This window comes from Sporosarcina sp. NCCP-2331 (genome assembly GCF_023707945.1).
Taxonomy (GTDB): domain Bacteria; phylum Bacillota; class Bacilli; order Bacillales_A; family Planococcaceae; genus Sporosarcina; species Sporosarcina cascadiensis.
In genome coordinates, this window is record NZ_BRCD01000006.1 from 1 (window position 1) to 14,553 (window position 14,553).

The 14,553-nt window shown below is 41.4% G+C and carries 17 protein-coding genes; 4 read left to right on the top strand and 13 right to left on the bottom strand.

The window, feature by feature from the left end; translation table 11 throughout:
- Window positions 1–80 precede the first annotated feature (80 nt).
- Window positions 81–1,730 (bottom strand): SWIM zinc finger family protein, encoded by a 1,650-nt coding sequence (locus NCCP2331_RS04785; RefSeq protein ID WP_251668932.1) that lies wholly within the window; start codon window positions 1,728–1,730, stop codon window positions 81–83.
- Window positions 1,731–2,156: 426 nt separating this feature from the next.
- Here NCCP2331_RS04785 and NCCP2331_RS04790 point away from each other — a divergent pair, with 426 nt between their 5' ends.
- Window positions 2,157–2,486, top strand: a complete 330-nt coding sequence (locus NCCP2331_RS04790; RefSeq protein ID WP_251668934.1) for a hypothetical protein — start codon at window positions 2,157–2,159, stop codon at window positions 2,484–2,486.
- Between the two features lie 214 nt (window positions 2,487–2,700).
- Here NCCP2331_RS04790 and NCCP2331_RS04795 read toward each other — a convergent pair whose 3' ends face one another.
- Both NCCP2331_RS04795 and NCCP2331_RS04800 read right to left on the bottom strand, forming a co-directional pair.
- On the bottom strand, window positions 2,701–2,994 hold the full coding sequence (locus NCCP2331_RS04795; RefSeq protein WP_153722630.1) for a helix-turn-helix domain-containing protein: 294 nt from the start codon (window positions 2,992–2,994) through the stop codon (window positions 2,701–2,703).
- A 13-nt stretch (window positions 2,995–3,007) separates the two neighbouring features.
- Window positions 3,008–3,439, bottom strand: a complete 432-nt coding sequence (locus NCCP2331_RS04800) for a hypothetical protein (protein WP_251668936.1) — start codon at window positions 3,437–3,439, stop codon at window positions 3,008–3,010.
- Window positions 3,440–3,834: 395 nt separating this feature from the next.
- Here NCCP2331_RS04800 and NCCP2331_RS04805 point away from each other — a divergent pair, with 395 nt between their 5' ends.
- From NCCP2331_RS04805 to NCCP2331_RS04815, 3 genes are read left to right on the top strand one after another with little or no spacing between them, the layout of a single operon-like run.
- Window positions 3,835–4,167 carry a helix-turn-helix domain-containing protein gene (locus NCCP2331_RS04805; protein WP_251668938.1) on the top strand — a complete coding sequence of 111 codons (333 nt, stop codon included), beginning with the start codon at window positions 3,835–3,837 and terminating at the stop codon, window positions 4,165–4,167.
- Complete coding sequence (locus tag NCCP2331_RS04810; RefSeq protein WP_251668940.1) at window positions 4,168–4,887, top strand: ImmA/IrrE family metallo-endopeptidase; 720 nt, start codon at window positions 4,168–4,170, stop codon at window positions 4,885–4,887.
- The gene (locus tag NCCP2331_RS04815) at window positions 4,874–5,500 is read left to right on the top strand and encodes a type II toxin-antitoxin system VapC family toxin (RefSeq protein ID WP_251668942.1); all 627 of its coding nucleotides are present in this window, start codon (window positions 4,874–4,876) and stop codon (window positions 5,498–5,500) included. The genes NCCP2331_RS04810 and NCCP2331_RS04815 overlap by 14 nt, the downstream gene beginning before the upstream one ends.
- 189 nt (window positions 5,501–5,689) lie before the next feature.
- Here the strand turns inward: NCCP2331_RS04815 and NCCP2331_RS04820 are convergent, their stop codons facing one another.
- The 10 genes from NCCP2331_RS04820 to NCCP2331_RS04865 all read right to left on the bottom strand — a co-directional run bounded on the left by NCCP2331_RS04820 (window position 5,690) and on the right by NCCP2331_RS04865 (window position 14,448).
- Window positions 5,690–6,103, bottom strand: coding sequence for a flagellin (locus NCCP2331_RS04820; RefSeq protein WP_251669096.1), 414 nt, complete (start codon window positions 6,101–6,103; stop codon window positions 5,690–5,692).
- Window positions 6,104–6,220: 117 nt separating this feature from the next.
- Window positions 6,221–6,424 (bottom strand): hypothetical protein, encoded by a 204-nt coding sequence (locus NCCP2331_RS04825; RefSeq protein ID WP_251668944.1) that lies wholly within the window; start codon window positions 6,422–6,424, stop codon window positions 6,221–6,223.
- A gap of 219 nt (window positions 6,425–6,643) precedes the next feature.
- The gene (locus tag NCCP2331_RS04830; RefSeq protein WP_251668945.1) at window positions 6,644–7,630 is read right to left on the bottom strand and encodes a 2-hydroxyacid dehydrogenase; all 987 of its coding nucleotides are present in this window, start codon (window positions 7,628–7,630) and stop codon (window positions 6,644–6,646) included.
- Between the two features lie 27 nt (window positions 7,631–7,657).
- Window positions 7,658–8,806: a galactonate dehydratase gene (gene dgoD / locus NCCP2331_RS04835; protein ID WP_251668948.1), complete on the bottom strand. Its 1,149-nt coding sequence runs from the start codon at window positions 8,804–8,806 to the stop codon at window positions 7,658–7,660.
- On the bottom strand, window positions 8,807–10,291 hold the full coding sequence (locus NCCP2331_RS04840; RefSeq protein ID WP_251668950.1) for a tripartite tricarboxylate transporter permease: 1,485 nt from the start codon (window positions 10,289–10,291) through the stop codon (window positions 8,807–8,809).
- Window positions 10,292–10,305: 14 nt separating this feature from the next.
- Window positions 10,306–10,752, bottom strand: coding sequence for a tripartite tricarboxylate transporter TctB family protein (locus tag NCCP2331_RS04845; RefSeq protein WP_251668952.1), 447 nt, complete (start codon window positions 10,750–10,752; stop codon window positions 10,306–10,308).
- Window positions 10,753–10,811: 59 nt separating this feature from the next.
- Entirely contained in the window at window positions 10,812–11,825 is a 1,014-nt protein-coding gene (locus tag NCCP2331_RS04850) for a tripartite tricarboxylate transporter substrate binding protein (protein ID WP_251668954.1), read from the bottom strand.
- Window positions 11,826–11,841: 16 nt separating this feature from the next.
- Window positions 11,842–12,864 (bottom strand): 2-dehydro-3-deoxygalactonokinase, encoded by a 1,023-nt coding sequence (locus NCCP2331_RS04855; RefSeq protein WP_251668956.1) that lies wholly within the window; start codon window positions 12,862–12,864, stop codon window positions 11,842–11,844.
- 33 nt (window positions 12,865–12,897) lie between these two features.
- The gene (locus tag NCCP2331_RS04860; RefSeq protein ID WP_251668958.1) at window positions 12,898–13,527 is read right to left on the bottom strand and encodes a bifunctional 4-hydroxy-2-oxoglutarate aldolase/2-dehydro-3-deoxy-phosphogluconate aldolase; all 630 of its coding nucleotides are present in this window, start codon (window positions 13,525–13,527) and stop codon (window positions 12,898–12,900) included.
- Between the two features lie 153 nt (window positions 13,528–13,680).
- Window positions 13,681–14,448: an IclR family transcriptional regulator gene (locus NCCP2331_RS04865; protein ID WP_251668961.1), complete on the bottom strand. Its 768-nt coding sequence runs from the start codon at window positions 14,446–14,448 to the stop codon at window positions 13,681–13,683.
- Between the last annotated feature and the right edge of the window lie 105 nt (window positions 14,449–14,553).

Below are 14,553 nucleotides of genomic sequence, written 5' to 3' on the forward strand. Positions count from 1 at the left end.
ACGTGAAAGTTTACTTATTCACGTTTGTTTGAACTTTCATGAATGTTTAAATAAACATGATTGTTTCGTGCACAGGCACTTTACAAAAACTTCCCCAATTCATCCATAAACGCCGGTTTCCTCGCAAATCTGTTTCTCAGCTCATCCACAACTGCCAGCTCCATCTGTTTTCCCGCAAGCTTGCCATAACGCCATATAATTCCGCACACATGCTGATAGCCTTTGCGATTCGATGAACGGTTCGCAATCCCGTGTATGTACTCCTTATAAATCTTCAAAATTTCATTCTCATGTAGCTCGATCAAATCCTTCGCATAGGTTTCGACTGCCTCCGGATTCTCCCTCACAAATTCCAACAGTTCAGCCGTGTCATGTTCTTCTTCAATCAGCTGCCTGTACAAACCCTTCGATCTCCAGTTTCCCTTTGCTTTCAACTCTTGCTTTAATTGTTCGTAAGACTGCTTTGGATCAGCAGACAGCATCTTTAATTCCTGATAGAAATCAAAATCACCGTCTAGGAATAATTCCTTCGCCAAAACAGCTTGTTCCTCCCGCAGAGAAAGCCCCTTATAACCAGCATAGCGGAACTTCTTCCATTTCGTCACTAGTCCTGCAAATTCCTGATCGGCCTGCTCACCTGCCGAAGCCAGCTGAATAGCGCGGCGGTATTCTTTATTTTCCAGATATTTCTCAAGCAACAGTTCCCTGAACGATGAAATATAGTGATACTCCTCTAAAAACTGTACCACCTCTTTCGCACTGCCATTCCGTTCAATGATTTCATACAACAGCCTGTGCAATCCTTCATAATAATAACGCAAAGAACGGTCAGGACCCGTCTTCTCAATTAAGGCACGAATCTTATTCTGCAGCGCTTCCCTGTACTCCCTGTCATCCGTAAAATGAATACCGATTCTCAGCAAATCAGCCCGGTACTCCTCCCAATCTTTATACACGGGATGATCGCATTGCAACAAGAGTTTATCAAACAGCATCTGACGCTGCGCCGAACCCGTCTCCAATGCTTCTACCACAATTTTCTCAATCAACTCCGCCACTTCATCAGCCAGCATACCGATATCTCCGTCTGAATCATCCGCGTACTGAAATGCATTCACCGCTTCATTCAGCAGCAGAAAAGCCAGATCGAGCGCCAAAACTTCATCCGCACACTCCCCCACTTCCACCAGACATTCATCCAGTTCCCTGACAAACCGACTCGTCTCTCCGTACTCAATAAATCCTCTGCGCCCTTGATTCCTATGCACAATCAAATGAATCCACTCAGCAAAACGCTGACGTTCCTGCGCAGCATCCAATTTTGAATATTTGACTAAAATACGGTTCTTCACATGGTCATCTTGACGGGCGAGATCCTCAATCAATTCGATCAGCTGATTTTTCGATAATTGATCCAGCACGTCTGCCAGCGCTTCCTGCTTATCTTTATTCGGAACAGCGCTGTCCAACAGATCGGCCAGTTCAAAATACACCGCTGCTTCATGTTTACAGACCGGTCCATATGTATACGGGCAATCACAGTACGAAGAAAGTATCTCACCGGCCGCATCCAGCGTGACGATCACTTCATACACGTCGCTTCCGGAGACCTGAAATCGATATTCACCATCAATGCAATCCGTCTGCTCAGCCAGATCTTCCATATAGTATCCATGCCCTCTGTCTAAAATCGTCTCATTGATATGCTGCTCAAAGTTTTCCAGATTCATCGGCTCACCCCTATGCGTAATTAATTCCAACTTACCATAGGTGAATCACTTTTTCATTATGTATTCCTTTAATCAAAGGTGCCTGTGCAAAAAACAAACGTGAAAGTTTGATTTTTCATGTTTGTTTGAACTTTCTTGAATGTTTAAACAAACATGATTGTGACTGACTAATTGTGTGTAGACCTGGTACCTTTCGTAATGATTACCAATATTATTGTGAACTACACATGGAGAAAGCAAGAAAACTTACATCCTCCTTTTACATCAGCCCTAAAGATTAGGAGTAAATAGAGCCGTCAATCGTGATAATTTGTATGGTGACAAGCATTCGAAACTAACACGATTGTTCCATGCATTGGCACTCAACACGAGACTTGTTTTTCCAGACCATTGCTAGTACTATTCTAATTAAGGGAGGTGATTAAATTGGAACAAGAAACAATCCTGAAAGAAATTTTACATGCTATTCAGCTTCACGGTGAACGTACAGATCAGAAGTTAGAAGAAATGGAACAGAAGTTCGATTCTCGTTTTGAACAAATCGATCGTCGTTTCGAACAAATCGATCAGCGATTTGAACAAATGGATCGACGTTTTGAACAAATGGATCAGCGTTTTGATCGATTGGAAATAAAAGTTGACGGTATCCGCTTAGACTTGTCAGACACCCAGAGAACCAGTAACTTCACCCTCAGCAAATTGGCTGCCCACGACGAAAAGCTTCTGAAACTTTCACAAGAAAATGATATACAATGAATTCCTTTCCGCGAATTTTCTCTATGTTAAACACTATCTGCCGCACTCAAAAGCAGCAGCGCGGCAGATGTAAAATAGGTGTTTGCTGCCGTCTACACAACAAGCGAGCGGCCATCCACCTCGATTGCGGTCTGTTGATGCAATAAATTCACTTAGATTTCCAAGTAATTTATTGTGCAAGGGTCTGGTGTCCTATTTCCAAAACGTTTTCAATTTATGATTTAATGTATAAGTTTTTATCATCTTCACTCGCTTTACCAATAGTAAAAGACGTGTTTAAGGTTTTTGCTAACTGAGCTAATGTATCTGTTTTCGGACTTGTCAAACCCGCCTCAATTCTTCCGATTGTTGATTTGGGTAATCTGGCTAAATCCGCTAATTCCTGTTGTGAAAGGTTTCTTTTTTTCCTTTCCCTTCTCAACTGTACTGCTATCTGTCCTTCTTTCCTCGTCTTTATAGCATGATCTTCTCCAACCACGTCAGAAAATCTTTTATAAAAGTCATCCATGAATAAAACCTCCTTAGTATAAACTTGGATCTGTGGCACAATACTCTTCATAACATTTTTCAGCGGGCACAATGTCAGCAGACTTTATTGCTCCATTATAGTCTTTATTAAAGTAATGAAGCAAAATCACTTGTGAAAAGTTATGAATAGCGTATATAATGCGATGGTTGCCAGTAGCGCCTCCTTGAAAACCCCATCTGTATAAATCCGACCGCCCACTATTCTTCTCAATAATTTTGAACACTTGTTCACCCGGTGGAATTGTGTAATCAGGGTGAGGTTCCTGACTGATAACTTCATGTTGTCTTGCGTAGGTTGTCAAAGCTTTTAACCACGGTCCTGGTTTTCCTACTCTTTTTTCTTGTTCTGCTTCTTTAAGCAATAAATCTTCGAATTTCTGTACATTTCCAACAGAGATAACTTTATATAACGGAAGTTTAGTCATATTGATTTCCTCTTCATTATAGTATTCCCTTTATAGTAGCATGTATGCTATCAATATGTAGTTTTTAATTACAGTTTTTTGTAGGTTCAATTGTGTTTGTACCTTGTATGGGGTCCTGGCGCCTTCGCTTTATTTCTAAGAAATATACCTGTACACAAAACAAACGTGAAAGTTCACTTATTCACGTTTGTTTGAACTTTTGTGAATGTGTAAGCAAATACGTTTGTTTCACGCACAGGCACGCCAAAATCTCAAATAGATAGTATTCAACTCATCGCTCTTTTCTTCGTACAACTACACAGATAAGAAGCCTTTTTCCACATATACTACAATACAGTTTGTAGACGTCTACAAATCACTGTATAATGAGTTGTAGACAAAGGAGGGCACTGGTAATGAATACTAACGAACTTGTCCTAACCCGGATTAAAACTCTTTTAAAGGAGAAAGGTATTTCCTATCAAGATGTAAGTGATGCAACGGGCATTAGTAAATCACTAATAGGCCATATGCTATCAGGAACCCGCGTAATGAAACCGGAACGTTTAGTGGCAATCGCAGGAGTTTTGCAGGTAAGCGTAGAAGATTTATTGGCAGAGCAAGCTGTGCAACACAGCCCGTTGGAAGTAGTATTTCGCGGAAATCTGACCACGCGTACATCAAAGCGTGATTTCGACTCCGTTCTTTTTGCTATTGAAGATTATATGGCCATGAAGCAGGTGGACTGAATGAATCTCGCTAAGCAAGCTGAAATAACCGCGGAAGCATTTGCCTCAAGATTCTTGGATGATACGTTTGGCTATGATATATTTTTAGGTTCTCAAATTGAACGAATTGTCGCGGAAAATGCCCATATCATTTACCGTTCTATTCTTGATCCGAAATTTTTTAGCGCCGCTGTGACTCATCAATCAGGAGAGGAATTTGTCGTTTTGAACACGTCGCAACCTCTGCGGATCCGTTATTTCACTGCCGCACATGAACTATGGCACCTATCAGATGCGAGCAAGATTCAGCATGAAGATTTCAATCACGAACGTGCAGCAGATCGGTTCGCCGCATGCATTATGCTGCCAAAACCACTGCTGACTTCCCTTTGGAGAAAGTTTAAAGAACATTGGAATGAGGAACAAGCCATTCTTTTCATCAGCGATTTAGCTTCTGCTCCCTATAAGACAGTAGAAAGACGCATAGAAGAAATAGGCGAGCAAATCAAAATTACACATACTGAAGAAAGTTGGGTTAAATTAAGAGAGAAATATCATCTTCCCTTTTCTCCTTTAGATTACCCGGTTCATGATATCCGATTCACCGCGTACGAAAGACAAGTTCTTCAACATGTTGCGAAGGGTCTGGACCCATTAACAGCCAGCAATAAGTTGGCCATTTTTTCTTCTGCCATGAGCGAAGAACTTAGACAAGAGGGCTTAGATTATGAGGAAACGTAAGGGTGAGGTGTTTATTGACACAAATATATTATTTTATGCAGATGCCTATAAACAAGAAAACGTTTTTGAATGGCTCGATCTTTTATATGAGAAGATTCATATACATCAGATAGTATTGGACAAAATGTTGAATCCATCGGTAAGAACTAGAGTGGAGAAGTATATTGATTCAGGTAGATGGCATTTGTTTAACCCCGATGACGAAGCTTTTCTTTCAGAAGAACTTTATACAATCTACGAAATGTACGTAAAACAAATCATGCAAGCATCCAGGGAACTGGATGAGAAGAAGAAACAGCAAGGCAGACGACTGAAAGCTACAAGTGATCTTGGAGAAATCCATTGTATAGCTGCGGCACTTCTTCTGAGTGCCCGAATTATTTGCAGCAATGACCTAGACATTCAAGAAGTGATTGATGATCAGCAATTATTCGTGGCAACCTTTAAAGAGCAAGAACCGGATTTCAAACTGGAACAGAACACACTTTTAGATTTTTACTTATATGTTTGTTTAAACGATATTACTTCACAAGCCAAAGCAAGAAATTTTTTCAAAGCATTCCAAAAAGATCGGTTAGTGGAGTTTGATGAGTTGCTTGCCATGTTAAATTGAAAAGGCTTTGTGATAGTTTGTAAAAGGTGTAAGAAGTGCTTGTACATAAAACAAACGTGAAAGTTCATTTATTCACGTTTGTTTCGGTTTTCATGAATGTTTAAACAAACGTTATTGTTTCTTATACAGGTACTTTAAAGCCGTAGTAAACCAAATAAAATTTTTAAGATCTGCGATAAACAGAGACAGTCACTTCAACAATTCCAATATCCCCTGCGGATTAGCATTCGCTTTGGCCAATACCAACTGATTAGCCTGCATCAAGATATCGCTTTTCACTTTCCCCATCATCTCTTTAGCGATATCTGCATCCCGGATTTTCGACTCACTCCGCACCAAATTCTCCGCTGTTGACTGAGCGATCTTCAAAGAATGACCCAGTCGGTTGGAAACAGCTCCCATCCTGGATCTTTCACTGGTCACTTTAGCCAGTGCAGCATCCAAACGTTTCAACGCTTTGAGGGCTCTTTCAGGATCATCCACCATCAGCGTATTCACGCGAAGCAGCTTCGCAGACACCCTCGGTTTGTCTGTGAACAGCTGATCTCCGCTGTTTGCACCTACTTGAAATGCCCAATTGGGATCTTCTGTTCTAGAGTCCATTTTGAACAATAACGTGTCTCTTGCATTCCCTCTGAATCCGTCTATGGAAATTTGTCCAACTTCCTTGCTGCTTAATTTAAGGCGTCCCTCAAAATAGGACGCAGATACATTCGCATTTTATGCATCCAGCTGCTGATTTAATTGAGCAAGCAATGTCTCAGCCGTATAAGCGCCGGCCGGCAGAGTAATATTCTTCTCCATTTTATCCACATTAAAACTCAGTACGTCATTTTTACCTGTCTCAATAACAGCTCCACCGGATAAATTCGTCACGCCGATCGTATACGATGGAGCCGGATCACCTTGCGATTGGTAGAACATCGTATAGACTGCATTCCCGGCTTCGAGCCCAATATTACGGAAGGCCGCTTGATACTTTTCTATTGTATCACTGCCTGCACATCTATCAGTATTCCGCCAGCCTGCTCAACATACGGGACGAATGCCATCGCACCGTCTACATATGTAATTGTGTCAGCCAAATTATAAATACAAGCTTTAATGGCGCCAGCAAAATGAGACCACTAAAGCTTCAGTTCATTACACTAAATCCTGCAGTTCTCTCACAACGTTTGGAGGGGTTTGATTTGTAAGGGCCGCTACCATGTTTTCCGCAGCTTTCATAGCCATATTGAAACGAGTATCACGGGTGCAGGATCCTATATGAGGCAATGTGACAACATTTTTCAACTTTAACAGGGGATTATCTTTTTCTACCGGTTCTATTTCAAATACATCAAGCCCGGCAGCACATATTTCATGATTCTCCAAAGCGGAAATCAACGCTTGCTCATCAACTACCTTACCTCTTGAGCAATTAATGAAAATTGCATCATTTTTCATTAGTTCAAACTGCTGCTTACCTATAATGTGAGTTGTAGATTCATTTAGAGGCAGCATAACGACTACATAATCAGACTCCCTCAATAAATCATCCATATCCTCTCTATATAGGACACCATATTGGTTTTCAATCTCAGGCTTACGCGATCGGTTATGATACAAAACGTTCATGTCGAATCCGGCGCTTGCCCGTTTCATAATTTTTTCTCCTATACGGCCCAGCCCGATTATTCCTAATGTCGCGTGATGAATATCTTTCCCATAAAATTCAGGACCGTCCAACGAGGTCTTTTCCCATTTCCCCTCTTTCACATAGCGGTCGAATTCCACAATTCTTCTTCCAGCAGAAAGCATAAGTCCCAAAACCAAGTCAGCGACCGAATCATCAAGGACGTATGGTGTATGTGTGCCGATGACTCCTCTTTCCTTCATGGCGTCCGTATCAAACGCATCATACCCGACAGCAATATTACTCACAACCTTCAAGTTAGGCGCATGTGTTAAAAACTCCTTCGTAATTACCCCTTTAGGAGTCATAAGACCTTCCACGTCTGCTACTTCTTTCAGCAGTTCACTCTCAGGAACCGATTCTTCCCCGTTCCAAATTTTATACTCGCAGTGCTTTGCTATATAATCCTCTACCTCTTTAGGAATGGGCTTCGCAATAAATACTTTCGGTTTCATATAGAATATCCTCCTCCTATTTAACTGTCACCACTCTGCTATACTGCCGTCTTTATGTCTCCACACAGGATTCTTCCAGTTATGTCCGATCTTTGCCTGCTGTCTTACATAGTCTTCATCGATTTCAATACCCAGACCAGGTCCTTGAGGAATTGCAACATATCCATCTTTATAGTCAAAAACAGATTTGTCTGTAATATAATCTAATAAGTCACTACCTTTATTATAATGAATTCCCAGGCTTTGTTCTTGAATAACCGCATTATGGGATGTTGCATCCACTTGAAGGCAGGCTGCCAGAGCGATCGGCCCGAGCGGACAATGAGGGGCAAGCGCCACATCATAAGCTTCAGCCATACCGGCAATTTTCTTTACTTCTGTAATCCCTCCAGCATGGGACAAATCGGGCTGGATAATGTCTACATATCCGTCCTGCAGAATATTTTTAAAATCCCATCTGGAATACATTCTTTCCCCTGTTGCAATTGGAATTGCAGTATGGCGGGCGATTTCTTTAAGAGCTTCCAGATTCTCTGTGAGTACTGGTTCTTCGATGAACATCGGCCGGAACTGCTCCAGCTCTTTGGCAAGAACTTTTGCCATCGGCTTATGTACCCGTCCATGGAAATCAATACCAATCCCTATATATTTCCCTGCTGCTTCCCTAACTGCAGCTACTCTTTCCAATACTTGATCCACTTTTTCGAATGTGTCAATATACTGCAATTCTTCCGTTCCATTCATCTTCACAGCTGTAAAGCCGGCATCCGCTACAGATTTGGCTGCCACTCCCACATCTGAAGGACGGTCTCCACCGATCCAGGAATATACTTTAATAGAATCCCGGCATGCTCCTCCCATCAGCTGATAGACCGGCGCATTAAAAAACTTCCCTTTAATATCCCACAGCGCCTGGTCGATTCCTGATATGGCGCTCATTAAAATAGGACCGCCTCTGTAAAAGCCGGAACGGTATAATTTGTTCCAATGATCTTCTATATTCATGGGGTCCTTACCTATTAAATATTCCATCAATTCTTCCACACATGCTTTCACAGTATGTGCCCTGCCTTCCACGACAGGTTCTCCCCAGCCGACGATTCCTACATCAGTTTCGATCTTGAGGAATAACCATCTGGGAGGCACCTGAAACAATTCAAAGCTGGTAATTTTCATTTATACTCCTCCTAATGATTTTTTAAAAAACTTTTTAAATAACGGAGTAAACATTGTGATAACTGCAATTATCAAGAGAACAACTGTAATCGGTCTCGTATAAAAAATACTCAGGTCTCCCTGTGACATGACCAACGCTCTTCTGAAATTACTCTCCAGCATCGGCCCTAAAATTAATCCCAGGATGACAGGTGATGCAGGAATCTCAAAACGTTTAAAGAAATAACCCACTACCCCCGCAATAAACATGATTACTACGTCGAAGTAATTATTACCTAAAGAATAAGCGCCTACTACACATAGCATGAGAATTAACGGAGTGAGTATAGTTTTAGGAATTAACAGTACCTTAGTGAACAGGCGAATACCAAGCAGCCCGAAAACTAATAACAGCACATTTGCCAGCAGCATGCCGACAAATAATGTATAGACAACAGGGCCATTTGATTCAAATAACATAGGGCCGGGCTGCAGCCCCTGTACCATAAGCGCTCCCAGTAAAACTGCGGTAACCGCGTCACCGGGAATTCCCAAAGTTAATAAAGGGATCATTGCTCCGCCTGTTACACTGTTTCCCGCTGCTTCCGGTGCTGCTACACCGCGCAGGTCTCCTTTTCCAAACTCGTCTTTGTTTTTTGCAAAACGTTTCGCTTCATTATAAGCGACGAAAGCTGCAATATCTGCTCCTGCTCCGGGGATCATTCCAGTAAATGTACCAATACCGGAAGAACGTAAAATGGTACCGATTAGCCCTTTAAATTCCAACCACTTTAATTTAACCTTATCGATAGTCACTTGTACTTTATTTTCAGTGAAAATGTCTTCCATTGATTTAAAAGCTTCTGATGCTGCAAATAACCCGATCATGATGGGGATGAAATTAATACCGGAAGACAGTTCCGACATACCGAATGTAAAACGCGGAAAGCCTCCAATAGGATCCAGTCCGATTGAAGCAATCAGCAGTCCCAATGTACCGGCCATCAACCCTTTTACAAGTGAGTCTCCCGCAATACTCGATACGATTGACAAGCCAAACAGCGCCAAAGCAAAGGACTCAGGCGCACTGAATTTTAAAGCGAAACTAGCCAATTGCGGTGCAACAAAAATGAGTACAATAACACTAATGATACCGCCAATCGCACACGACAGCGTGGAGACTGTAAGCGCTTTTTGCGCCTTCCCTCTTTGAGTAAGCGGGTATCCGTCAATTACCGTAGCGGCTGACGCTGGTGTACCGGGAGTATTGATCAGGATGGCAGTCAGCGAACCGCCGTATACCGAACCGAAATAGACTCCGATCAGTAATAAAATCCCCGCAACCGCTTCCATTCCGAATGTCAAAGGCAGCATCAGTGCGACTCCCATAGTCGAAGTCAGACCGGGGAGAGACCCGATAATGATACCTAGCAAAGTGCCAAAAGTTAAAAAGAGAAGAACATCCCATTGAAGAATATTAACTATACCGTCCATTAATAAACTCATGTAATCACCGCCTTTTATGAGAATAAAGATCCCAAAGGAATCGTAACTTTCAATAGTTTTTCAAACACTAGAAATATAAATAGAACCGCCCCTATAGGAACACTTACCAACGTAATTGTCTTACGCACTTTAGAAAAAAACAGCAATCCAAAAATAGTGAAAACTGTAGCTATATAAAAACCTATATAAGGAATGATCAATATATACATAAGTACAATGACCATCGTAATTAATGCATATTTAACTGTTTGGAAGCCCTTCGCGGTTTCCTTGGTCCGATCACGCAGTCCTTGGATTAATAAGATAACTCCAAAAAGAATTAATAATCCACAATAGATCCTTGGGAGGAACGCTGCTCCCGTATCTGCCGCATTCGGCTCAGGAAAGTCCAGAGTCAAATAGTAAAACAAGCTGCCTAAACAAATAGAAATAATCCCACTCACTATATGCGGAATCTTCATAGCCGCACACCTCACTTCTATATAAGTAGTGAAAAAATAAAGATTGGGGAGCCCAATCTTTATTTATTACTCAAACCTAACTCTGCAAACATTTCTTTATAGTAATCATAGTTCTCATTCATAAACGCTGTAAACTCATCCGCCTTCTTCAATTCAATCCCCAATCCATTGCTGCTCATAAACTTTTTGAAGTCTTCTTCTTCCGCTGCTTTTAAAAATGCATCCTGAAGTGTTTCAACAATTTCATCCGGTGTATCTTTAGGTACAGTGATTCCTCTCCAAGTAGCAATTGTTTCAGTTTCATGGCCTTCTTCAGCGAAAGTAGGAACATCAGGAATAATATCTGATCTCTTATCAGACATAATTGCAAGTGTTTTCAAGTTTCCTGCATCCAACTGAGTTTTTACTTCTGCTGGACTGACTGTCACCGCATCTACATGTCCACCGACCAAAGCTGTTACAGCAGGTGCAGCTCCTTCAAAGGGCACGTGATTTAATTCGATATCCGCATTTTTAGCCAGGCTTTCAGCTGCTACATGCCAGATAGACCCTGTTCCGGCGTTGCCGACCTGAAGTTCACCAGGATGTTCTTTTGCATAATCAATGAATTCATCCAGCGTATCATAAGGTGCATCAGCAGGAACTGTAAGTGCCGCAGGATCCAGGTTGATCATGGCAACGGCTTTCATCTGATCCTGGTTCAATGTAGAAACACCCATATGTTCAAGCATAGAAAGTTCTGCAATAACCATAGTCACCGTATAGCCGTCCGGTTTCGCATTGGCGCCTTCCGTCATTCCGACAGAACCACTGCCGCCTGGTTTATTGACTACCCCGACAGGTTGTCCTAAATGCTTTTCAACGTCAGCTGCTAAAGCTCGTGCAGTAGCGTCTGTGCCACCACCGGCTGAAGTTGGTGAAATCATCGTGATGGACTTTGTTGGATAATCTGTTTTATCGCCAGAATCCGATCCTCCGCCTGCATTGTCCGATTTGTCATTTCCACATCCTGCGATTGCCAGCATTAATACTGAAATAATAAACAATCCAATATACTTCATACTCTTTTTCATACAATTACCTCCCTGATTATATATGATTTTTTGATTCCTTCAATAAATTTTGGTCTATTCTCTTCGCAACTTCCTGTGCGCCTAGCACCAAAGAATATTCGACCTGCGAATCACTTGCTTCTATTACATTCCATCTTTTGCCTACATGTTTCAGCAGAACGGTAAATAAACTTCTCAGCGGATCTGAGCCGCCAACTACTACCCATTCAATATCTTGACTGGCATGGCTCAAAAGAGATTTTAAGTCTTCATGAATTACTGCGCCCGCATAATAGTTAGCTCTTTGATTGTCTGATGAATCTGCGAAAAGTTCTAGTAGTCTGATATGATAAAAACTTCGGGTAAGACCATACGTTTCTGCTGCATTGAAACCTTTCAGCAACATACTTTCATCAATTGACTGAACCAGTTCGGGACTAATCGAATCAGATAATATCGTTTCTTTTTGAATTGCCATCAATGTTTCGCCGGCTAATGTAGATAAGCAGGAAGTTAATGTGCGATTTTGATCTACCATCACAAACTTCGTATGAGAGCCCGGCAGCACCAAAATACCTTTTCCGGATAAATCCAATTGATTTAATAAACCAACAGATTCCACTTCTTCTCCGCGCATTACATCGAATTGATTAATCTGCTCAATAGCAGCGGTGGCATTTGCCGCAAAGTTGCTCATTCCAGGTACAAAAATACAAGGAATATTAAAAAACTCGGGCAATATTTTAACTTGGGAATTCTTTGCAAAGTCTTCTGCTGTAACAGGAGCAATCAGATGGGGCACCTCAAGAATACCCAGTTTGGAAGTAATCATTCCTGAAGCCACAATATACTCAATATCAGACACACGTAAATTATTTCTTTCCAGCAGATTTGAGATACCTTCGTGCAAATGATTTTTCAAGCCTTCATTTGTTCCCTCAATCGCTGTGTTCCGGACACCAATACGAACTTTTTCCAAATCTTTTATTAAGTTATTGCCACTTTCAATCAATCTGATCCGTGAGTTGGTTGTTCCCGAATCAATAAGGATTGTATACATTACATCACCGCATTTCTGTAATCATCATGTTGTTTATACTTCGCGCGCCAACTCTGCAAATTTGGAAGCCCGCCGCTGAATTTCTTCAAAATTGCCTGTCCGTATCAATTCATTGTCCACAAGTGAGCTGCCGATACCCAGAGATGATGCCCCCGCATTTAGATAGCTTCTGGCATTTTCAACAGAAATTCCGCCAACCGCCATCGTTTGAATGAACGGCAACGGACCATTAAGATCTTTAAGAAAACCCGGACCTAAATTCCGAATAGGAAATATTTTAACCATTTTGGCACCATGCTCATAAGCCGTTAGAGCTTCTGTAGGTGTGAAGACTCCGGGGATCAAAGGGACATCGTAACGGTTTGAAGCTTCAATAGTTTTCAAGGAAAGCGTAGGGGCTAATAGAAAATTCGCACCTGCATTTATTGCCATTACAGCTGTTTCTGAATCCAGAACCGTACCTGCCCCTATTACCAAGTCAGGATAAAGCGCTTTCACATTCTCTATACCTTTTAAGGCTCCAGGAGTATTCATTGTGATCTCGACAGTCCGGATCCCTCCTTTATAAAGACTCTCGACAGTTTCCACCAATTTTTCCGATGACTGACTTCGGATAATAGCTACAATCTTTTCATTAGTTATTCTATCTATAATTGAATTCATTCTACCCCTCCTATTCGTTCCTTACCACGGAACATCGTTTCATTAAATGATTATTTTTTAGTCGTTCCTTATTGGGGAACGACGTTTCATTCAATTACTTTAAATTGATTATACGGCTAAACTTAAAAGAAAGTCAATTCAAAATTAATGTTTTTAAATTGCTCCGCCTAAATCCATAGAAATTGCCTTCGACGTTTTAAGTACCTCTCTCGACATTTCCCCCAGCTTTTCCTCGCTTACTCTCATAATAGGACCTGCTACACTTATGCCTGCAATCACTTCACCTTTATAATTTAAAATGGGAGCGGCCGCACATTTAATACCCAGTTCATGTTCTTCATCATCTATCGAGTAACCTCTGTTTCGGATCATCTCTAAATGTTCAAACAGTGCATCAAGCTCAATGATAGTTTTTGATGTGAATTTCTCTAATCCTTTTTCCTCCACAATCGCAACAATATCCTGATAGGGCAAAAAGGCAAGAATAGCCTTACCAACCCCAGTGCAATGCATAGGCGCACGTTTTCCAATGTTTGAAAACATTCGGATTGTGGCAGAGCTCTCAATTTTATCAATATACACAATTTCCGACCGCTCCCTAATCACTAGGTGAGCCGTCTCTCCTACCTTCTCCGCAAGACGCCGAAGATGTCCTGATGCTGCGCTACGGATATCCAGATGATCAGTAACCGTCTGACCGAATTCAATCAGCTTCAAGCCAAGCATGTATTTTTGGTTTTCTAAATTCTGCCGTACGAACCCTTTTTTTAGCAATGACGTAAGTAACCGATGCGCAGTACTCTTCGATACATGCAGCTCCGTTGACAGCTCAGTAACGCCCAGACCTTTTGGTGTATCTTTAAGTTTTTCCAAGATAAGCAATGCTCTATCTACTGATTGTACAGTTCCCGTTTCCTTCATTTATTTACCTCCCAAGTTCCTCATTGTGGAACGATGTTTCATCATTATTATACAGATAAATAGTAAAAAAACAAATTCTATACGGTAATCTGAGAACACTTTAGA